22 protein-coding genes and 1 pseudogene are annotated in these 20,775 nt (G+C 40.7%); 20 read left to right on the top strand and 3 right to left on the bottom strand.

The features are described 5' to 3' along the window. The first annotated feature begins 120 nt into the window (after nucleotides 1-120). From JOC33_RS00790 to JOC33_RS00750, 9 genes are all read left to right on the top strand, one after another. Complete coding sequence (locus JOC33_RS00790; RefSeq protein ID WP_205090068.1) at nucleotides 121-2,520, top strand: 3-hydroxyacyl-CoA dehydrogenase/enoyl-CoA hydratase family protein; 2,400 nt, start codon at nucleotides 121-123, stop codon at nucleotides 2,518-2,520. Between the two features lie 36 nt (nucleotides 2,521-2,556). Further along, nucleotides 2,557-3,732 carry an acetyl-CoA C-acetyltransferase gene (locus JOC33_RS00785; RefSeq protein ID WP_205090067.1) on the top strand — a complete coding sequence of 392 codons (1,176 nt, stop codon included), beginning with the start codon at nucleotides 2,557-2,559 and terminating at the stop codon, nucleotides 3,730-3,732. A 14-nt stretch (nucleotides 3,733-3,746) separates the two neighbouring features. Further along, nucleotides 3,747-5,531, top strand: coding sequence for an acyl-CoA dehydrogenase family protein (locus tag JOC33_RS00780; RefSeq protein WP_205090066.1), 1,785 nt, complete (start codon nucleotides 3,747-3,749; stop codon nucleotides 5,529-5,531). A gap of 191 nt (nucleotides 5,532-5,722) precedes the next feature. Next, the gene (locus JOC33_RS00775; protein ID WP_338054454.1) at nucleotides 5,723-6,079 is read left to right on the top strand and encodes an arsenate reductase family protein; all 357 of its coding nucleotides are present in this window, start codon (nucleotides 5,723-5,725) and stop codon (nucleotides 6,077-6,079) included. 102 nt (nucleotides 6,080-6,181) lie between these two features. Next, nucleotides 6,182-6,565, top strand: a complete 384-nt coding sequence (gene gcvH, locus JOC33_RS00770; RefSeq protein ID WP_205090061.1) for a glycine cleavage system protein GcvH — start codon at nucleotides 6,182-6,184, stop codon at nucleotides 6,563-6,565. Between the two features lie 42 nt (nucleotides 6,566-6,607). Then, nucleotides 6,608-6,760 (top strand): hypothetical protein, encoded by a 153-nt coding sequence (locus JOC33_RS00765; RefSeq protein WP_205090060.1) that lies wholly within the window; start codon nucleotides 6,608-6,610, stop codon nucleotides 6,758-6,760. 95 nt (nucleotides 6,761-6,855) lie between these two features. Then, entirely contained in the window at nucleotides 6,856-7,212 is a 357-nt protein-coding gene (locus JOC33_RS00760) for a toprim domain-containing protein (protein ID WP_205090059.1), read from the top strand. 15 nt (nucleotides 7,213-7,227) lie between these two features. Continuing rightward, a complete protein-coding gene (locus tag JOC33_RS00755) occupies nucleotides 7,228-7,575 on the top strand; it encodes a thioredoxin family protein (RefSeq protein ID WP_205090058.1) in 348 nt (115 codons plus the stop codon). 71 nt (nucleotides 7,576-7,646) lie between these two features. Beyond that, nucleotides 7,647-7,973, top strand: a complete 327-nt coding sequence (locus JOC33_RS00750) for a hypothetical protein (protein ID WP_205090057.1) — start codon at nucleotides 7,647-7,649, stop codon at nucleotides 7,971-7,973. On the opposite strand, the gene JOC33_RS00745 is transcribed toward JOC33_RS00750, so the two are convergent. Then, complete coding sequence (locus JOC33_RS00745; protein WP_205090055.1) at nucleotides 7,974-8,393, bottom strand: TlpA family protein disulfide reductase; 420 nt, start codon at nucleotides 8,391-8,393, stop codon at nucleotides 7,974-7,976. Nucleotides 8,394-8,435: 42 nt separating this feature from the next. Then, nucleotides 8,436-8,960 (bottom strand): ribonuclease H-like YkuK family protein, encoded by a 525-nt coding sequence (locus JOC33_RS00740; RefSeq protein WP_205090053.1) that lies wholly within the window; start codon nucleotides 8,958-8,960, stop codon nucleotides 8,436-8,438. A gap of 234 nt (nucleotides 8,961-9,194) precedes the next feature. Here JOC33_RS00740 and JOC33_RS00735 point away from each other — a divergent pair, with 234 nt between their 5' ends. The 7 genes from JOC33_RS00735 to sufB all read left to right on the top strand — a co-directional run bounded on the left by JOC33_RS00735 (nucleotide 9,195) and on the right by sufB (nucleotide 15,426). Beyond that, nucleotides 9,195-9,560 (top strand): carboxymuconolactone decarboxylase family protein, encoded by a 366-nt coding sequence (locus tag JOC33_RS00735; RefSeq protein WP_205090050.1) that lies wholly within the window; start codon nucleotides 9,195-9,197, stop codon nucleotides 9,558-9,560. 237 nt (nucleotides 9,561-9,797) lie between these two features. After that, complete coding sequence (locus JOC33_RS00730; protein WP_205091561.1) at nucleotides 9,798-9,938, top strand: YuzK family famiily protein; 141 nt, start codon at nucleotides 9,798-9,800, stop codon at nucleotides 9,936-9,938. A 289-nt stretch (nucleotides 9,939-10,227) separates the two neighbouring features. Beyond that, a complete protein-coding gene (sufC, locus tag JOC33_RS00725) occupies nucleotides 10,228-11,013 on the top strand; it encodes a Fe-S cluster assembly ATPase SufC (protein ID WP_205090049.1) in 786 nt (261 codons plus the stop codon). 18 nt (nucleotides 11,014-11,031) lie between these two features. Next, nucleotides 11,032-12,342: a Fe-S cluster assembly protein SufD gene (sufD, locus tag JOC33_RS00720; protein WP_205090047.1), complete on the top strand. Its 1,311-nt coding sequence runs from the start codon at nucleotides 11,032-11,034 to the stop codon at nucleotides 12,340-12,342. Continuing rightward, nucleotides 12,342-13,562: a cysteine desulfurase gene (locus JOC33_RS00715; protein WP_205090046.1), complete on the top strand. Its 1,221-nt coding sequence runs from the start codon at nucleotides 12,342-12,344 to the stop codon at nucleotides 13,560-13,562. The genes sufD and JOC33_RS00715 overlap by 1 nt, the downstream gene beginning before the upstream one ends. After that, nucleotides 13,552-13,995 carry a Fe-S cluster assembly sulfur transfer protein SufU gene (gene sufU, locus JOC33_RS00710; protein WP_205090045.1) on the top strand — a complete coding sequence of 148 codons (444 nt, stop codon included), beginning with the start codon at nucleotides 13,552-13,554 and terminating at the stop codon, nucleotides 13,993-13,995. The genes JOC33_RS00715 and sufU overlap by 11 nt, the downstream gene beginning before the upstream one ends. Nucleotides 13,996-14,028: 33 nt before the next feature. Further along, entirely contained in the window at nucleotides 14,029-15,426 is a 1,398-nt protein-coding gene (sufB, locus tag JOC33_RS00705; RefSeq protein WP_205090044.1) for a Fe-S cluster assembly protein SufB, read from the top strand. Nucleotides 15,427-16,010: 584 nt separating this feature from the next. On the opposite strand, the gene JOC33_RS00700 is transcribed toward sufB, so the two are convergent. Beyond that, on the bottom strand, nucleotides 16,011-16,616 hold the full coding sequence (locus JOC33_RS00700; protein ID WP_205090043.1) for a TetR/AcrR family transcriptional regulator: 606 nt from the start codon (nucleotides 16,614-16,616) through the stop codon (nucleotides 16,011-16,013). A 296-nt stretch (nucleotides 16,617-16,912) separates the two neighbouring features. Here JOC33_RS00700 and JOC33_RS00695 point away from each other — a divergent pair, with 296 nt between their 5' ends. The 4 genes and pseudogenes from JOC33_RS00695 (at nucleotide 16,913) to JOC33_RS00680 (ending at nucleotide 20,729) form a co-directional block, all read left to right on the top strand. Continuing rightward, nucleotides 16,913-17,761: an NmrA/HSCARG family protein gene (locus tag JOC33_RS00695; protein WP_205090042.1), complete on the top strand. Its 849-nt coding sequence runs from the start codon at nucleotides 16,913-16,915 to the stop codon at nucleotides 17,759-17,761. Nucleotides 17,762-17,892: 131 nt separating this feature from the next. Next, a complete protein-coding gene (locus tag JOC33_RS20465) occupies nucleotides 17,893-18,021 on the top strand; it encodes a hypothetical protein (protein WP_275576956.1) in 129 nt (42 codons plus the stop codon). A gap of 13 nt (nucleotides 18,022-18,034) precedes the next feature. Then, nucleotides 18,035-18,577: a GNAT family N-acetyltransferase gene (locus JOC33_RS00690; RefSeq protein ID WP_205090040.1), complete on the top strand. Its 543-nt coding sequence runs from the start codon at nucleotides 18,035-18,037 to the stop codon at nucleotides 18,575-18,577. A gap of 776 nt (nucleotides 18,578-19,353) precedes the next feature. Beyond that, nucleotides 19,354-20,729, top strand: a pseudogene (locus JOC33_RS00680) (MFS transporter). Nucleotides 20,730-20,775 lie beyond the last annotated feature (46 nt).

The raw sequence follows: 20,775 nt of genomic DNA, 5'->3' as shown, positions 1-20,775 counted from the left end.
AGGATTGCGAAATATCTGAAAATATTTTATAGTTAAATTAGATATTGGAAATGGAAGGGTTTCTTTTTTTATCCAAAAAATGAATGAGTATTCATTCAAACTGGTTAGGGGGACTAAAGAATGAACCGTAAGATCAAGCGTGCAGCGGTACTTGGATCCGGCGTCATGGGGGCTGGAATAGCAGCCCATCTGGCGAATGTCGGCATTCAGACATTGATGCTGGATATCGTGCCAGGAAAATTGACTGATAAAGAGAAACAAAAAGGTATGTCGCTGGAGGATCCTGCAGTAAGGAACAAAATCGCTGCAGGTAATAAACAAGCATTATTGAAACAAAAACCTTCCCCATTAACAAGTAAACAAAACCTTGAACTGATACAGGTTGGTAATATGGATGATCACATGGAGAAATTAGCGGAAGTTGATTGGATCATTGAAGTTGTTGTGGAAAATCTTGATATTAAACGAAAGGTCTATTCCAAAGTGGAAGATTACCGAAAGCAGGGAACGATCGTCAGCTCCAATACTTCAGGTATTTCTATTGAGGCGATGGCGGATGGCAGGTCAGATGACTTCAAGAAACATTTTTTAGGGACACACTTTTTTAATCCGCCGCGTTATTTAAAACTGCTGGAAATCATTCCTACCAAAGATACAGATTCAGATATAGTGAAGTTTATGAAAAAGTTTGGCGAAGATATTCTAGGAAAGGGAGTTGTGGAAGCAAAAGATACTCCTAATTTCATAGCAAACAGGATCGGTACATACGGACTGATGGTTACAGTCCGTGAAATGCTTGAAAAAGGCTATAGCGTCGGAGAAATCGATTCTGTAACAGGTCCGATGATTGGCAGACCAAAAAGTGCAACCTTCCGTACACTCGATGTTGTCGGTCTGGATACCTTCATACATGTGGCAGACAATGTCCATAAAAAGGTGGATGGCCAAGAACAAAAAGTCTTTGAAATACCGGATTTCATGAAACAGATGCAAAATAATGGCTGGCTTGGTTCAAAGTCAGGCCAGGGATTTTTCTTGAAAAAGAAAGGTAAAGAAGGCAGTGAAATATTACAACTTAATCCTTCAAAAATGGATTATGAACCGCGGAACAAGCTTAAAACAAAAGCAACAGAAATGGCCAAACAGGAAAAGGGGACAAAAAGGAAGCTGAAGTCACTGGTTTATTCAGAAGGTGATCGTGCAGGCGATTTACTGTGGTCAATCATAAAGCCGGTTCTGATCTATTCTGCTGATCTGCTTGGAGAAATAGCAGACGACATTCCTTCCATCGATAATGCAATGAAGTGGGGATTTGGCTGGGAACTGGGTCCATTTGAAATGTGGGATGCTCTTGGGGTAAAACAATCCACTGACCGGATGAAAAAAGAAGGTCACACTCTCCCTGACTGGCTGGAGCATATGCTAGCCAACGGGCATGAAAAGTTTTATAAGCAGGAAAATGGCAGCGTTTTCTTTTATCATTTCAACGAGTACCGTTTTAAAAAAATTAATGAAAAAGAATTTAATTTAAAACTTCTTAAGGAAACAAATGAAGTGATTAAGAAAAACACTGGAGCAAGCCTGATAGATTTAGGAGATGGTGTAGCCGGGTTAGAATTCCACTCACAAAGCAACGCGATTGGATTGGATATTATTCAGATGATCAACTTCTCCCTGGAAGAAGTGGAACGTAACTATGAAGGGCTTGTGATCGGAAACCAGGGCAAAAACTTCTGTGTAGGTGCCAATATCGGCATGATTTTGATAGAAGCACAGGACTTCAATTTTTTCGAAATCGAGTTAGTGGTCAAAAAATTCCAAGAAGCGATGATGAGAATAAAGTACTCTGACAAACCAGTAGTTGCTGCTCCTTTTGGGATGACTTTGGGAGGAGGAGCGGAGGTCTGTCTTCCGGCTGCTGCCATACAGGCTTCTCAGGAAACCTATATGGGCCTTGTTGAAACAGGGGTCGGCCTCATACCTGGAGGAGGCGGTAATAAAGAATTATATTTGAAGCACCTCCGTAATATCCCGCAAGGAATCGATTTTGATTTACAAAAAGTTGCGAACACCGTTTTTGAAAAAATCGCTATGGCAAAGGTATCTACCTCCGGGGAAGAAGCCCGCGAGAATGGTTACCTTGATGCTAGTGATGCACTCAGTGTAAACGGAGATCACCTCCTCCACGATGCGAAACAAAAAGTTCTTGGGCTGGCACGCTCCGGGTATACTGCTCCAAAACGGACGAAAATACCTGTAGTAGGAGAACAAGGTTACGCCACGATGTTGCTTGGGGCAAAATCTTTAGGTCTTGGCGGTTATGCATCGGAACATGATTTGAAAATTGCCGAAAAACTGGCATTTGTCCTGGCAGGAGGACGTTTGAAAGAAGGTACGTTCGTAGATGAGCAGTACTTATTGGATCTTGAACGGGAAGCATTTTTAAGTTTGGTTGGGGAACCTAAAACACAGCAGCGGATGCAGCATATGTTGATGAAAGGAAAACCACTTCGCAATTAGCCTCGGAAACAACTCTGACCGAAGGGGGAAGGAAGAATGAAAGAAGCAGTAATCGTTGCCGGGGCGAGAACGCCTGTCGGCAAAGCTAAGAAAGGTACGTTGACAAATACGCGCCCTGATGATTTGGCTGCGTTAACGATAAAAGAAACTTTAAAACGTGCTGGGAATTATGAAGGGAACATCGATGACCTTATCATTGGGTGCGCCATCCCTGAAGCCGAACAAGGGATGAATATGGCAAGGAATATTGGTGCGCTTGCAGGGCTGCCCCATACTATTCCTGGAATCACCATTAATCGGTATTGCTCTTCCGGTCTGCAAAGCATTGCTTTTGCAGCGGAGAGAATAATGGTTGGGCATAGCGATACGGTATTGGCTGGTGGAGCAGAATCAATGAGTATGGTCCCTGTACCTGGACACGTGATTAAACCTAATATTCAAATAGTGGAAAATGCACCTGGTTATTATATGTCAATGGGTCATACAGCGGAAGAAGTTGCTAAGCGATTTGGTATTTCACGCGAAGATCAAGACACGTTTGCGGCAGAAAGCCATAAACGGGCTTATGCAGCGATCCGAGCAGGTAAGTTTGAGGAAGAAATTGTACCCGTGGAGGTAACGGAACGTGAGGTTGGTTCAGACAATAAAATAAACGAGAGAAAAACCCTGTTCTCTGAGGATGAAGGCGTCCGGCCAGGTACGACGGTGGAAGTATTATCCCAACTAAAACCAGCTTTTTCAATTGATGGTTCTGTAACAGCCGGTAATTCTTCGCAGATGAGTGACGGTGCGGCATCTGTTCTCGTTATGGATCGAAAAAAAGCGGAAGCTGAAGGTCTTAAGCCATTGGTTAAATTCAGAGCATTCGCAGTGGCTGGGGTTGAACCGGAAATTATGGGCGTAGGACCGATAGCTGCAATTCCAAAAGCATTAAAACTAGCGGGACTTACACAGGAAGATATCGGCCTGATTGAGTTGAATGAAGCATTTGCTTCCCAGTCTCTCCGGGTAATTCAGGAGCTTGGCCTTGACATGGATAAAGTAAACGTAAATGGAGGTGCAATTGCCCTGGGACATCCGCTGGGATGCTCGGGAACGAAATTGACCCTCAGTCTTATCCATGAAATGAAACGGAGAAACGAGCAATTTGGCGTAGTAACGATGTGTATTGGCGGAGGAATGGGAGCTGCTGGCGTTTTCGAATTAATATAAGGGAGGAAATGTAAATGGGGGAAACAAAGGAAAAGGTCTTTAAAGGCGGAGGATTTTTAATTGAAGACATTGCGGCTGAAGATGTGTTGACACCTGAAGACTTTTCAGACGAACACTTGATGATAGCCAAAACCACTGAAGATTTCGTGCTTGGGGATGTTTTGCCTAAAATAGATCAACTGGAAAACCATGAATTCGAACACTCCGTTGCACTTTTGAAAAAGGCAGGGGAGCTTGGTCTCTTAGGCGTCGATGTGCCAGAGGAATATGGCGGTTTAGGATTGGATAAAGTCAGCTCCTCTTTGATTACAGAAAAATTCTCGCGTGCAGGAGGCTTTTCTGTCACCCATGGTGCCCACGTGGGTATCGGTTCACTCCCCATTGTTTTTTTCGGTAATGAAGCTCAGAAACAAAAATATCTTCCCAAGCTTGCTACTGGTGAATTGCTGGCTGCGTATGCATTAACAGAACCAGGTTCCGGCTCCGATGCATTAGGGGCAAAAACGACTGCAAAATTGAATGAAGCAGGAACGCATTATATTTTGAATGGTGAAAAGCAATGGATCACTAACTCGGCATTTGCGGATGTCTTTGTGGTTTATGCCAAAATTGATGGAGACAAATTTACTGCATTTATTGTTGAGAGAGAATACCCAGGGGTTTCCACAGGTCCTGAAGAAAAGAAAATGGGTATTAAGAGCTCTTCTACACGTACTTTGATTCTGGAGGATGCTGAAGTGCCAGTTGAAAATGTTTTGGGAGAAATCGGTCGTGGGCATGTCATCGCATTTAATATCTTGAATGTTGGCCGCTATAAACTTGCAATTGGCGGAGTCGGCGGTTCCAAACGCGCAATTGAACTGGCAGTCAAATACGCCAACCAGCGGAAACAATTCCAAAAGGCAATATCGAGTTTTCCGTTGATTCAGGAAAAGCTTTCTTCTGTTGCAGCCAATACCTATGCGAATGAAAGTGCTGTTTACCGGACGGTCGGGCTTTTCGAACAAAGCATGGGAAAGCTTTCGAATGAAGAACTTAAGGATGGAAAAGCAGTTGCTAAGGTAATTGCTGAGTATGCGATTGAATGTTCTTTAAATAAAGTGTTTGGAACAGAACTGCTCGACTTTGCTGTTGATGAAGCAGTGCAGATCCATGGTGGTTACGGCTTTATGCAGGAGTATGAGGTAGAACGGATGTACAGGGATTCGAGAATCAACAGAATATTTGAAGGTACAAATGAAATCAATCGCCTGCTGGTCCCGGGTACACTTTTGAAAAAGGCTATGAAAGGTGAATTGCCTTTACTTCAAAAGGCTCAATCCCTTCAGGAAGAATTAATGATGATGATGCCGGAAGAGCCCGGAGAAGGTGCATTGGAACAAGAAAAGTACCTTGTGAAAAACGCAAAGAAAATTGCACTAGTAGCAGCAGGGCTTGCTGCACAAAAATACGGTGAAAAATTAGAATACGAACAAGAACTGCTTGTTAATATCGCTGATATCGTAGCAGAAGTTTATAATATGGAATCTGCAGTTCTCCGTACGGAAAAAGCGCTTGAAAAAGCAGGGGCAGAAAAAGAAAAGCAGAAACTTTTATATACCCAGGTATACGTCCAGGAAGCTTTTAACCGTATTGAAGCCCACGCAAAAGAAACTTTAATCGCCTCTGAGACAGGGGATACGTTAAGAATCATGCTTGGAGCGTTGAGAAAACTGACAAGACATACACCTGTCAATGTCATCAGCAAAAAACGAGAAATTGCTTGTGCTTTAATAAACGAAGAAAAATATATCGTATAACGTCTTTATAGAGAAGTTTCAGGTGCGTCGGCTGCGTAACATAGCATCCGAGGCACTTGTTTTTTGTGGAACATTCCGATACTGGTTTACCGCCATAGTAAGCTTTACATAGAATCGCTATTGTTAACTGAAAAACTTCTGGCAGTTATGGTAGAATGGAGGGGAAGTCAGTCAAAAGGAGGTCGAAACTTGTGGCAGTGACCTTTTATTGGTATCCAAACTGTGGAACATGCAAAAAAGCCAAAAAGTGGCTCGATGGAAATGGAGTGGACTATGAAACCGTACATATTGTGGAACATCCGCCGTCAGAGTCACAGTTGAAAGACTTTATAGAAAAAAGTAATCTTCCCGCCAGAAAGTTTTTTAATACCAGTGGTAAAAAATATCGGGAACTCGGAATGAAAGATAAGCTTAAGGATGCAAACGAAGATGAGATGGTATCCTGGTTAGCCTCTGATGGAATGCTGATTAAGCGACCAATAATAACTGATGGCAAGAATATAACAGTCGGGTTTAAAGAAGCGGAATTCGAGAATACTTGGAAATGACGGGTATTCACATTCTGAGCAGATGATTGGAAATAAAAGCGTAATGCTTTTATGTTAATAGTGGTTTGTTGTTTATAACTATTATAATTTGGAGGGGTACTAATGAGTTTACCAAAAGATTTACGTTATTCAGAAGAACACGAATGGGTGAAAGAAGAAGGCGGGAAAGTCCGTATCGGAATTACAGATTTTGCCCAATCTGAACTTGGGGATATCGTTTTCGTTGAGCTCCCTGAAGTTGGCGAAGAATTGGAAGCGGACGAGCCATTTGGCAGTGTAGAGTCCGTTAAGACTGTATCCGAGTTATATGCACCAGTAAGCGGAAAAGTTGTCGAGGTTAATGAAGATCTGGAAGATAGTCCTGAGTTTGTAAATGAATCTCCATACGAGAAAGCATGGATGGTTATTGTCGAACCTTCCAATCAGTCCGAAATGGACGAGTTAATGACTGCAGAACAGTATGAGGAAATGATTACAGAAGATTAATTCCAATCCATTTGGACACCCTACCCAGTAGGAGGTGACCTTATGGAACATACGAATCAATCCGGAACCTCCCGGGAAAAAAGGGATAACGGAAATACTGCAGTACAACGGAAACATGCTCGTCAGCCGGCCAAACAATCGAAGGCGCCTAAAGTCGGGCAATATGTCGATTGCGACCAGAACGGTTGGTGTTAATGAGATTATAAAGAAAGATTCCAGACCATGCTTTTTCATGAGCATGGTCTGTTTTAAAATCGCCAGGCAACTAAAAATAACGGGTGGGAACAGTGATGAATATCGAAGATAAAAAGCCTATATTGATTGTCGAGGGCATAACCGATAAAAGGCAGATATCAAAAATTCTGGATGAAGAAGTTGAAATTATATGTACACATGGAACACTAGGTGTCGAAAGAATGGAAGAATTGATTTTCGATTATAGCCTGGACCACCGCCCGGTTTATATTCTGGTTGATGAAGATTATTCAGGTAATAAATTAAGAAGACAATTGACTCAGGAATTGCCTCATGCAGAACATATGTATATCAACAAAGGTTATCGAGAGGTCGCCACCACACCAGAACCGGAATTGGCCAGGGCGTTATTAAGTCAGCATTTCCAAGTCAAGCCGATTTATTTGCTTTAATAGGGGAGTATTAAAATGGAAGAACTAAATATATTTAATTCAAACGAGAAAATAGTGATGGGCGGATATATTCTGACTTTTATCCACAGTCCTTTTTGCGGCACATGCAAGGTTGCCCGGAAAATGCTCGAGACTATAGAAAAAACGTGGGATAAAGCAATTTTTTATGAATTGAATGCAACACTTCATCCTGAATTTATGAAACAGTATCAAATTGAAAGTGTCCCTTGTCTGTTAATAACATCAGGACCGAGAGTAGTGGAAAAAGTGTATGCATTCCATTCAGTTCCTTACATGTATAAACTGGTGTCACAATACGTCAACTCTGCTCATTATTTCCCGAGAAATAACGAACGAATCTGATTTAATTAAGAAGGTGAATTAAGCTCCCTTGGCGAAACACATGTTAATCAAAAACCAATGGGGGATTTATTATGTTACAAGAGCATGTGCTTGCATGGCAGGAGCAGGTTGCCTGCAGGAAGGATTTGCTGCCTAGATGGAAGAAGCGTTCACTTTTGATTTGTTTTGACAATCTGCATCAGACTGTTCAGATCTGTGTAACGAATAATCATATCGAAACAGAGCGGGCCCGCGATTATTTAGGAAGAAGGGTGACTCTGAAAGGTCATCCGGAGGTAATAGCCGAAGTATTGGAAGGAAAAAAACAATTGACTAAAATACCGACGCATTTAATTCAAATTCAAGGAGCCTACAGGGATATCCTCTTCCTGGAGTCATTATTTCTGTTGGGAAGATAATCAGGAGAGCATGTTGCCAATTTTTTCGACAATTGTCAAAAAAGATGTCTGGTCATTTAAATGGGCAGCAATATCACCTTCTTGGGTGATAATTATTGTTGTTGGTACCCCTGTACATCCATATTGATCATAGACGGTGCGATCGACATCTTTCAGAGTCAGCTGAGACAGGAACTTTTCGGCGAATCTTGTTCCTTCACCCTGCTCACGTTCTCTTCCTGTCACATTAATTGTAATCATTTTAACTTTATCTGCATCCATCGATTGATGGAGCTTTTCTTTTAGGGGGAGATCTTTTGCACAATCCGGGCACCAGGATGTCCAAAATGTCAGCACGATAATTTTACCCAGGTCTTTTTCCAGATGATATGATTCACCCGTATGAATATCAGGAAGTTCAAAAAGGGGTGCTTCGTCCATAGAAGGAAGCTCCTTTCTTTGTGTGTTCAAATTCTTCGTACATCATTTAGTATACTTGTTAGCATACCCGCTCGCAACGATCGCTTCCGGTTTAATCTTGGGTACGAGTCCTAGTGATCGAAGTCTTGACATCATTTCATTAACATAAATTCTGGTCCTGTTGCGTTCTTCTGAGCCTATGTCCAGATGCCCCTCCAAATCAAAACTTGCGCCCTTGTATATATAGGGAAGAACAATGGAAATTAGTTTCTCCTTTAAATCTCCTGTGAAAAGACTGGCAACCTCTTCTGTAAGTGCAGTCTCAAACGAAATCCTTTCTCCTAAAACATCCATTTTTCGTGGCACCACTTCTTTTCTGAAGCATGCCCAGACCCCTTGACTCATCCTTTGTACAACTATACCTGTAATAAAGACGGTGGCATTTTTGTGTACCTGGGAATCTGTGCCGATCATCAATTTATATTTGCCTATAGGTTCTTCTTTCATAAAGCTATAGATACAGTTGAATACCTCGTGGAAATCCATCTGATCCCGGGAGATATTCTGAAAAACCAATCTTCTATTCATTTCTTTTCCCCCGTTAATATTGTTGGAAGCATTTTTCCGGCAGTAAAGAAGAAGCAGTAATATCCGCGGAACAAAGGTACAGTGTTCTTTTATCTTATGTAAAAAAGTACAACATTTTCCGCTTAAAGGAGATTAATTGGTATCTGGTAAAAAAAGCAGCAGGACGGACAGGATAAAGTTATCGATATTGCTTATACTAGCAGTAGAAAATTACAACCTGGGAGGTTCTTTTCAATGGAAGAACAAAAAATGACATTTACAGAAGCCTACTTACAGGAATATAAACACGGCATTGGTACTTTTACGGAAAAAATGCCTGAACTCGCAAGGCATTTCAACGCTTTTTCTGAAGCGTGTTTTGAAGAAGGAAATCTTTCGAAAAAGGAAAAACAACTGATTGCTCTTGGTATAAGTATTGTGGCTCAGGATGAATATTGCATGATCTACCATACGAAAGGTTGTATTGATCAAGGTGCCAGTGAACAGGAAATCATGGAGGCTTGTGGTGTTTCTGCAGCTTTCGGCGGTGGAGCGGCAATGAGTCAGGCTGTAACCCTTGTCCAGGAGGCCTATCAGGAACTATCTGCGGCACCCCATTGATGCAACTTATGAAACAAGGAGTATTTGGAAGTAAATTGGATGTATTGTATTTACGGCCCCACTAAACCTTTGATAAAAATACTCTTTATCGCTTTAGCGGCCAAAATAAGTTTAATCCAATTTTGGTTCGGGTAGAATATTTGTGTTAAGGTTAAAACTGTACAAAAATTCTGAAAGGATTGATTTATTATTAACGACCAACTCAAGCTGAATTATACCTCTGAAATGGAGAAAGCTATGCAGCAATCTCATGGAATGGGATATGCAGAATATAGCAATAAATTAGATCAGCGTTTAGAAGTTGAAAAGCGTCGTCAAAAGGAATACGAAGAGAGCCGTAAAATAGTGGCTGAAGTAGATCGTCAATTGCATAAATAATAAATTCAGGAATCAGGTGGCACCAGTCACCTGATTTTTTGATGATATCAGGTTATAATACGTTTAGCGTCTCCTCTAATTAAAAGGAGTTACTATATAATAAGGAAAAAACATGTTATCCTGAAATTCAGGCTGCAAAGGCGGTAGGCCTTGTATTGACCTTGTGGAATACAGTCTGAAAAAGTTGATAACAGATTCGATTTGATATAAGATTGTAATGAGAATAGATTGAGAATGGATTTTTGATCCAAATCAAAAAACATTGATCATAGATATGGAGGTATTAGTTATGGCAGGATCAACTTTAGAAATCAAAAATCTTCACGTAGCAATCGAAGGTGATGAAATTTTAAGCGGAGTGAACCTTACGATTAATGGTGGAGAATTTCATGCGGTAATGGGACCAAATGGTACAGGAAAGTCCACTTTAGCTTCAGCTATCATGGGCCATCCCAAATATGAAGTGACGGAAGGGGAAGTATACATCGACGGTAAAGATGTGCTTGAAATGGAAGTGGATGAGCGAGCACAGGCCGGGCTTTTCCTGGCTATGCAATATCCAAGTGAAATCAGTGGTGTCACTAACTCCGATTTCTTACGTTCTTCCATCAACTCCCGTCGTGAAGAAGGCGATGAGATTTCCTTGATGAAGTTCATTAAAGAAATGGACGATACGATGGACGTCCTTGACATGGATAAAAACATGGCACAGCGTTATCTTAATGAAGGTTTCTCAGGCGGGGAGAAAAAGCGGAATGAAATTCTTCAATTGATGATGCTCAAGCCAGCTATTGCTATTCTGGATGAAATCGACTCCGGTCTGGATATCGATGCATTGAAAGTAGTTTCCAAAGGGATCAATCAAATGCGCAGTGAAGACTTCGGCTGCTTGATCATTACACACTACCAGCGTTTATTGAACTATATCACTCCTGACAAAGTTCACGTTATGATGCAGGGGCGTATTGTCAAATCCGGCGGACCAGAACTTGCACAGCGTCTGGAAGAAGAAGGTTATGACTGGATCAAGCAGGAGCTTGGAATAGAAGATGAAACAGTAGGCCAGCAAGCGTAAACAGATAGGAGGGATACCATGACAGTAGAAATCTCACTAGGATACGATAAAGATTATGTCCGTAAATTTTCTGAAGGCTTACATGAACCAGAATGGATGAAGACCCTTCGTCTGGATGCATTGGAACAAGCAGAACGACTGCCAATGCCTAAGCCTGATAAAACCAAAATCAATCGTTGGAATTTCACTAAATTCACTCATGATGTAAGAGGAGACAAGCTTGATTCACTGGACGAACTCCCTGAACAAATCAAGGATTTCGTTGACAAGGATAAAGAAAATCAAAACCTCGTCATACAACGTGATCAACGTGTCGCTTATGCTTCTCTTTCGGAAGAATTGAAAGAAAAAGGGGTTATCTTCACAGACATTTTCACAGCAATGAAGGAAAACAGCGACCTCGTTGAAAAATATTATATGAAAGACGGCATCCAGGTTGATGAACATCGTCTGACTGCCCTCCATGCAGCACTAATGAATGGCGGTGTGTTTGTCTATGTGCCTGAAAATCTTCAAGTAGAGGAACCGCTTCAAGCGATCTTCTGGCAGGAAGATCCGGAAGCTGCACTATTTAACCATGTCATTGTTGTAGCGGACAAAAACAGTTCCGTAACGTATGTAGAAAATTATCTTTCTAATAATAAGGAAGAGGAAGAAGCAGTTACGAATATCCTTACAGAAGTATTCGCTCATGATAATGCGAAAGTTTCCTTTGGTGCAGTTGATACTCTTGGCGCTGGAACGACGACTTACCTGAATCGTCGTGGTGTGGCTGACCGGGATGCTACAATCGAATGGGCGCTTGGCCAAATGAACGATGGTTTTACCATTTCTGAAAATTTCACTTACCTTATGGGGGAAAACTCTCATGGAAATGCAAAAACCGTTTCTGTTGGCCGAGGTTCCCAAAAACAAAACTTTACTGCTAAAATCGTCCATTATGGCAAAGCTTCAGAAGGGTATATCCTTCAGCATGGTGTTATGAAGGATGCAGCTACCTCCATTTTCAATGGTATCGGAAAAATTGAACATGGGGCTTCCAAATCAAATGCAGAGCAAGAGTCCCGTGTATTGATGCTCAGCAAAGATGCACGCGGAGACGCTAACCCGATCCTCCTGATTGATGAAGATGACGTAACCGCAGGCCATGCTGCATCTGTCGGACGTGTAGATCCGATGCAGCTCTTCTATTTAATGAGTCGTGGTATGTCTCAAAAAGAAGCGGAGCGACTAGTCATCCATGGCTTCTTGGCTCCGGTTGTAAAACAATTGCCAATTGAGGCAGTCAAGGAGCAGCTGGTACAGGTTATTGAAAGGAAAGTTAATTGATGGATATAAAAACAGTCCGCCAGTCCTTTCCGATTTTGGATCAGGAGGTCAACGGACATCCGTTAGTTTACCTTGATTCATCAGCTACTTCCCAAAAGCCTGTACAGGTGATTGAGAAACTCGAAGAATACTATCGCAATTATAATTCTAATGTGCATCGTGGCGTTCACACACTTGGGACTAAAGCAACTGATGAATATGAAGGAGCGCGGGAAAAAGTCCGTCGATTCATTAATGCATCAAGCACCCAGGAAGTCATCTTCACTCGTGGTACTACTACTGCAATCAATACAGTAGCTTCCAGTTACGGTCGGGAGAAGTTGGGGGAAGGCGATGAAATCGTCATCACACCAATGGAGCACCACAGCAACATCATTCCCTGGCAGCAGGCAGCTAAAGCCACTGGCGCTACTTTGAAGTATCTTCCTCTTCAAGAAAATGGTACAATTGACTTGAAGGACGTTGAAGAAACAGTTACGGAAAACACAAGGATTGTAGCTGTCATGCAAGTATCAAATGTACTAGGTACTATCAATCCTGTGAAGGAAATAGCTGAAATCGCGCACAGGCATAATGCTGTCATGTTGGTTGATGGAGCCCAAAGCGCTCCTCATATCAACGTAGACGTTCAGGATCTGGACTGCGACTTCTATGCTTTCTCCGGTCACAAGATGTGTGGACCTACTGGAATTGGTGTCCTTTATGGAAAACGAGAGCTGCTGAATGATATGGAACCGTTCGAGTTCGGCGGGGAAATGATTGATTTCGTCAACCTCTATGATTCTACCTGGAAAGAGCTTCCTTGGAAATTTGAAGGGGGTACTCCAATTATAGGTGGAGCAATAGGTTTGGGTGCAGCTATCGATTTTCTGAACGATGTTGGATTAGAACAAATAGAAGCACACGAGCATAAATTAGCTGCATATGCACAGGAACGAATGAAAGAAGTTCCAGGTCTGACCATCTATGGGCCTGAAGAAAGAGCTGGTCTTGTTACATTTAATTTAGAAGACGTCCATCCCCATGATGTGGCAACAGTTCTTGATGCGGAAGGTATTGCTGTCCGTGCCGGTCACCATTGTGCACAGCCATTAATGAGATGGCTCGATGTTTCAGCAACAGCCCGTGCAAGTTTCTATTTATACAACACAGAACAAGACATCGATCGACTTGTCGATGGACTACAAAAAACAAAGGAGTATTTTGGTGATGTCTTTTAACAACCTTGATACACTCTATAGACAAGTCATCATGGATCATTATAAGAATCCTCGTAACCGGGGAAATATCGATGGGGAGCACTTGGCTATCGATATGAACAATCCCACTTGCGGTGATCGCATTCAATTGCAGCTGCAGGTGGAAGAAGGAAAAGTGAAAGACGCAAAATTCGATGGGGAAGGCTGTTCTATCAGCATGTCTTCTGCATCCATGATGACGCAAGCCGTCAAAGGGAGAAGTGTAGAAGAAGCTTTGACAATGTCAAAGATCTTTTCAGATATGATGCAAGGGAAAGAAGTTGAGGAAAAGGATATTGATCTGGGAGATATTGAAGCTCTTCAAGGCGTTTCGAAGTTCCCTGCCCGGATCAAATGTGCTACGTTAGCATGGAAGGCTATGGAAAAAGGTGTTGACGAACAAGGGCAAGCCTAGTTTCTGGTAAACACCAAAAGGAGGTATTTGATTATGGCCAAAAAAGCGCCAGAAATCGAAGATTATAAGTATGGGTTTCATGAGAAGGATATTTCCATTTTCCGTACTCAAAGAGGACTGACAAAAGAGATCGTAGAAGAGATCTCTCGTTATAAAGATGAGCCGGAGTGGATGCTTGAATTCCGTCTTAAGTCATTGGAGCATTTCTATAAAATGCCGATGCCGCAATGGGGCGGAGATCTTGCGGAGCTTGATTTTGACGAAATCACTTACTATGTGAAGCCATCAGAACGTTCAGAGCGCTCCTGGGATGAAGTACCTGAAGAAATCAAGAACACATTCGACAAACTGGGTATCCCAGAAGCTGAGCAGAAATACCTGGCAGGTGTGTCTGCACAGTATGAGTCAGAAGTTGTTTATCATAACATGCAGGAAGATTTGGAAAAACAAGGGATTGTCTTTAAAGATACGGATTCCGCACTTAAGGAAAATGAAGATCTATTCCGTGAATATTTCGGAAAAGTGATTCCCCCGTCTGATAACAAGTTTGCGGCTTTAAACTCCGCAGTCTGGTCTGGTGGCTCTTTCATCTATGTTCCAAAAGGAGCGAAAGTAGACACCCCGCTTCAAGCTTATTTCCGTATCAACTCTGAAAATATGGGACAGTTTGAGCGTACGCTGATCATTGTCGACGAAGATGCATCTGTGCATTATGTGGAAGGGTGTACAGCACCAGTCTATACGACGAACTCTCTTCATAGTGCAGTAGTTGAAATTTTCGTTAAGAAAAATGCTTATTGCCGTTATACAACTATTCAGAACTGGGCAAATAACGTCTATAACCTCGTAACCAAACGTGCCACTGCGGATGCGAATGCTACCATGGAATGGGTTGACGGTAACCTTGGTTCCAAGCTGACGATGAAGTATCCAGCAGTAATCCTGAAGGGTGAAGGAGCTCGTGGCATGACGTTGTCCATTGCGCTAGCCGGTAAAGGTCAGCATCAGGACGCCGGAGCGAAAATGATTCACCTGGCGCCGAATACGTCTTCCTCCATCGTATCGAAGTCTATCTCCAAACATGGAGGTAAAGTTACCTACCGTGGTATTGTCCAATTTGGACGCAAAGCGGAAGGAGCACGTTCAAACGTGGAATGTGATACTCTAATCATGGATAATCAGTCAACTTCGGATACGATCCCATATAACGAAATTATGAATGAGAACATCTCCCTGGAACACGAAGCGAAAGTTTCCAAAGTTTCTGAAGAGCAATTGTTCTATCTCATGAGCCGTGGTATCTCCGAAGAAGAAGCGACTGAAATGATTGTTATGGGCTTCATTGAACCGTTTACGAAAGAACTGCCAATGGAATATGCAGTTGAAATGAACCGTCTGATTAAGTTCGAAATGGAAGGTTCTATCGGTTAATACGCTATAACCCTTGATATAACAACGATTATATCAAGGGTTATTTTTATATTTTCTCTTTGTGCCGATTTCGTGCCGACTGAGAATTTTTGAGATGTATTTTTAAGCTCAGTATATTTAAATTTGGATTAGGTTAACCAAATATGTAAATTGAATCCTAAGCAAGTCTGTAACGTTTTTGTGGAATTTATTACTTAAGGGGGGATTTGTGCGTGTGGCGATTTTATTTGCAAAGAGCATATTTTATATTTTTTAAGGCAGATATCTCGAAACTGAGTCTTCCAGATAAGGGCAGTTATCTGGAATAAGAGGTTGCTATTTTTAATTCACAAAAGGGCCAATATCTATGAATAACCTACCAGGATGGTGAACGGTAAAGTTGAGTATTGGTTGTAGTTCTCAATACACAATTGAAACATAAATTTTCCTTTTTCTGTTTAACTAATGAAAATGCTAATGTCACCAGACCAAGTTTACCTATAAATAGGATCAATATGAAAATGATTATTCCAAACGATGATAAAGTCTCCTGTCAGATTATCAATGCTTCTGAAACGATACCTGACTCTTTCTTAAAAATACTATCATTCGATTTTGACGCCGGCAGTTTGTATTGGTCCTTGAGTGATGAGTTTGGTGAGCTGGTTGGCCATCTCTTCAGGTGTAGGCTTCTCCTCTTGGTTTAACCACCATTGGATGACAGCTACAAAGGCAGCACTGATAAAATGGAGAAGGAGATCTTCCGGGATTTGGAATTGGTTTGGATCCTTCACGACTTCTTTTATGTGCCTGTCAAACTTCTCACGAATCACTTCTTCTAAATTGTTCCTGAAGCCATTGATTCCATTTTCACCGAGCATGACTTGATAGAACATTTGATGTTTTTGTATACATTGGTAAACATTGGTGACACTGCCTTTTAACCTCTCAATATTCACTTCTTGATCTGCCTGGACGAAAGGCGGATTGATGACGCTGGTCAATTCCTGGATGACGTCAGCACTCATTTTTTCCAGAAGGTCATACTTGTCATCATAGTGAAGATAGAAAGTTGCACGGTTGATTAACGCTTCATCTGCGATCTCTTGAATGGTCATTGCCTCAAAGCCCTTCTCTTCGATAAACTTCAAGAATGCGTCGTTAATGAGTTTTCTCGTCCTTTTTACTCGTAGGTCTGTTTTCTTAGCCATTTTTTCAACCCTCTTTTATAAAATAAGTAACAAATTTAAATAAAGTGTCGTTTATCATACATATCGTAAAACATTGGTTATTGTATGTTTCTTGTATTCTTCTATAATGGCATTGTAAACAACATAGTGTTAATTAATCAAAAGTTGTCTATTAAAGCGGATGTATAGGATGAATCTCTTCTTGAATTGGATTGGATATGCAACAGCGCCGATTTTTGTTCTTCTTCTCGATGCCGGGCTTGACCCTGCCGACTGAAATGTAGGCAGGGATGACAAAATACAAGGAGGATTTCTACATGACAAAATCAGACAAAACCATTTTAGTGTTGGGTGCAACGGGAAAACAGGGAGGTGCAGTTGCCAGGAACTTATTAGCTGATGGATGGCCCGTGCGCGCGGTTTCGCGGCGCCCGGATCAATCGGCTGCACAAGAACTGCAAAAAAAAGGCGCCACAGTCGTTCAAGCGAACATGGATAATAAACAATCTCTCTTGGAAGCTATGCGGGGGGTTTACGGTGTTTATAGTGTTCAACCTTTGTATTCTAAGAATCACGAAAAAGAGATCCAACAAGGGAAAACAGTAGCGGATGTTGCCAAACAGGTGGGCGTTTCACATTTTGTTTATGGCTCGGCCGGTGGCGCTGAAAGAGATGGTGGGGTTCCCCATTTTGAAACAAAGTGGGAAATTGAGAAATATATACGTGCTATTGGTTTACCTTTTACGATTCTCCGGCCGGCTGGTTTCATGGAAAACTTTATAGGATTTAGTCAAGTTTATGAACAAAAGTTGATGATTCAGGGATTTATAGATGTGAATACGAAATTACAAATCATTTCGGTGCAAGATATTGGGGCGTTTGCTGCAATTGCCTTTAACACCCCGGAAAAATACAAGGGAATGGCCATTGAAATTGCCGGGGACGAAGTGACGCTTTCAGAAGTGGCGAAAGTATTTAGTCAAGTATTTGATACGCCATGTGAAGTTTTGGAGGCTGCCAGGGATCAATTTCAGAAAAATAAAATGTTTAAATGGTTAGAAACTGATGGGTATCAAGCTGACATTCCTTCCCTACGTAAAATTCATCCCGAATTGCTTGATTTATCAACCTGGGTTAAAAATTCGGGATGGGATCCATTTGTTTAAGAAAAAAAAAGGTGCTAATGTATAATGAATCGTATCCGGTTAGTTTTGCCATTTTGTTCCAGGATTGGGGGTGTTGTGCATTAAATATTTCTTATAAGCCAGGTAGAACAAAAAGGAGGCTCACTGTAATTATGAATATAGTAGAACAATGGAAACAAGAAGATAGTGATTTTATTAGAAAAAAGGTGATTGAGCACAATATGAAGGAGCTTACTGAAGAACTTAAGACTCCAAATGAAAAGTATTTATATACGCCTTAGGAGGAAAAATCAATTGATAGTAGACTCAAAAGAATTTGATGTTGGTAACCTTTATTACATAGTAAGGTCTGCCGAATTGAAAGATGCGAAAGCTCTGTCTAAAGTAAGGTTACAGATTGATGGTGAAACTGAAAATTTAGATAGAGTTCAAGGAGAGTCATACATAGACGAAGAAGCTTTTAAGGAAATTATCAAGAATGACTCCAAAAGCCATAACAATCTTTTTTTAGTTGCTCAAACTAAGGGGGTTATTGTTGGTTTCTCAAGATGCGAAGGAAATGAATTAAAGAGAACTTCCCATAAGGTAGAGTTTGGTGTAGGTGTTTTAAAGGCTTATTGGGGATATGGAATAGGAAAGATCTTTTTAGAAGAATCTGTTAGATGGGCAGATGCAAATGGTATAAAGAAGATTAATTTAAAGGTTCTCGAGACAAATGAAAAAGCTATAAACCTTTATAAAAAATATGGTTTTATGGTAGAAGGTATATTACAAAAAGACAAGTTGTTATGTGACGGTTATTATTACAACACTTTATTGATGGGGAGATTAAATTAGGTTAATTAAAGATGATGAACATTCGACTTACTCAGATATTTCATTGTAGATATCTTGAAATCAAGTCTTCAACAACGATCGGGGGCGATTGTTCAATAAACAAAAAGCGTTTCAAGCGGAACCTCTCTTCTAAAAGAAAAAAATAAAGCAGAGAGCGAAAAAAGCTCATTCAAAGAATGGATGCTTCCCTGCTAGTAAAAGTGTCCAATGTCATGATAGTTTCTCTCTGATACTTTTCCGAACTTCACCATTATTTAAGCGAGCTACTCAGATCATGCTTTCGACCATTCTTTAATCAACTGTCTTCAATATAGTCGGTCGCCTTTACTTTATTAAGGATTGGCAGTTATCGAACGATGCTATTAATCCAGCGTATGATCGTTTCTAAGCTATCGCTGTTAAATAGATAAAAATTACGCTTTCCTTCCTTTACTAAATAAATCATGGAGTTGTCTTTTAGTTCTTTGAGATGGTAAGACAATTTGGTATTGGAAATGTTAATGTCTTCAGCATGTAAAATAGCCAAAACATCCATTGGACAAAATCCGTTTTTTGCCTCAATTGTATCCGGTAAATATTCTCTCCTTTCCTGATCAAATCGCAACATCTCAATAATTCGAATTCGTATTGGATCCTGGAGTACTTTAAAGACGTCTGTTACACGATGATTAGTTTTCATAAATTTATTATACCCATTCCTCCTTGACATTTCAAATTATTTTGAAGTAAACTAAATACAATTCAAAATTTTTTGAAATGAAGGAAGTGTGGGGTTAATGACATTTACACGGCAAGAGGTTATCAGTTTAGTAAGTATTTGTATTGGCACCTTTTTAATTATTTTAGATACTAATATTGTCAGCATTATTATTCCAAGCTTACGACAGCAGTTGGATTTGACGATTTCCGAAACTACATGGGTTGTAAACAGCTATGTTTTAACGTTTGCCTCGCTAATCATGTTTTTTGCTAGGATTAGTAAACGACTAGGCCCAAAACATGCCTTTATTGCAGGGATTACCATTTTTATGTTTGGTTCATTATTTTGTGGTTTAGCAGCGACCTATCAGGGACTACTCATTTCTCGGATCATTCAGGGGGTTGGTGCGGCATTGTTCGCCCCCATTGCAACAACCCTTTTATCTTCAACAGTATCAGATCCTCAAAAAAGAGCCATTGCGTTTGGAATTTGGTCAGGTACTTCAGGCATAGGGTTTGCTTTTTCTCCTATGGGTTTTTAAATGAAGCCTGGGGATGGCAAAGTGTTTTCTTTATCAATGTGCCGTTTACTTTACTTGTTATTGTGACAGCATTGATATCGGTTAAAGATTCAAACAAAGAAAAGACCCCTATGTTCATGAAAGAACAAATCATTGTTATGCTGCTTATTTTAACCTCTGTATATGTTACGCATGAGTACAAAATGATTAGTCAATCGCCATTTTTGTTCATAGTAGGAATCATGATTCTACTGATTTTTGGCTGTGTTTACGGTAGGAACTTCCATCAGAATCTCACACATGTGATCCACCGGAAAATGTTTTCAAAATTGAATATTTCAAGCTTAATGAATGGATTTACGTACAACTTTTCGATTTATGGAATTATGTACTTCCTTTCTATTTATTTTCAAGACAGCTTATTTTTATCTTCCCTTGAGACAGGAATTAAATTTTTACCCTTAACCGTATCAGCCATGCTCCTATCTTCATTCTTATCACCAATATTAGTTAATAAACTTGGGAAAACATTAACACAACAGCTTTGCCTATTTGCTTTGGTTATAGGAAGCATGCTTCTGTTCGTTTACTTTACGATATTAGCCGTCCCCCTTTTCCTTTCATTCAGCTTCATCGTTTTAGGTTTCTCTGGAGCAATTGCTCCTGTATTAATGAACGTAGCATTTATGGCGACTAATAAAATGTACCACAATGAGATCTCCTCTTTAGTAAATCTTGTACGCCAGATAGGAAGTATTTTAGGGGTCATGATTATTTCTATCCTATTAGATTATTTTGAAAAGGATACGGTTATTCTGTATTTCTTATTTTTTACGATATTCCTTCCGATTATGGCACATCTTTACTTATCCTGGGCAAACAAACTGGAGGTTAAATCTTTTCAATGCCAGAATAATCAGGCAGTACCTTGAAGACTTTTGATCATAGAGAGGTGCCTAAACGATGGAAACTACCCGT

It is taken from the genome of Thalassobacillus pellis, from assembly GCF_016908295.1.
Classification (GTDB): Bacteria; Bacillota; Bacilli; order Bacillales; family Halobacillaceae; genus Thalassobacillus; species Thalassobacillus pellis.
The sequence above is the reverse complement of the archived record's forward strand: the minus strand, read 5'-3'. Positions and strand labels throughout refer to the sequence as shown.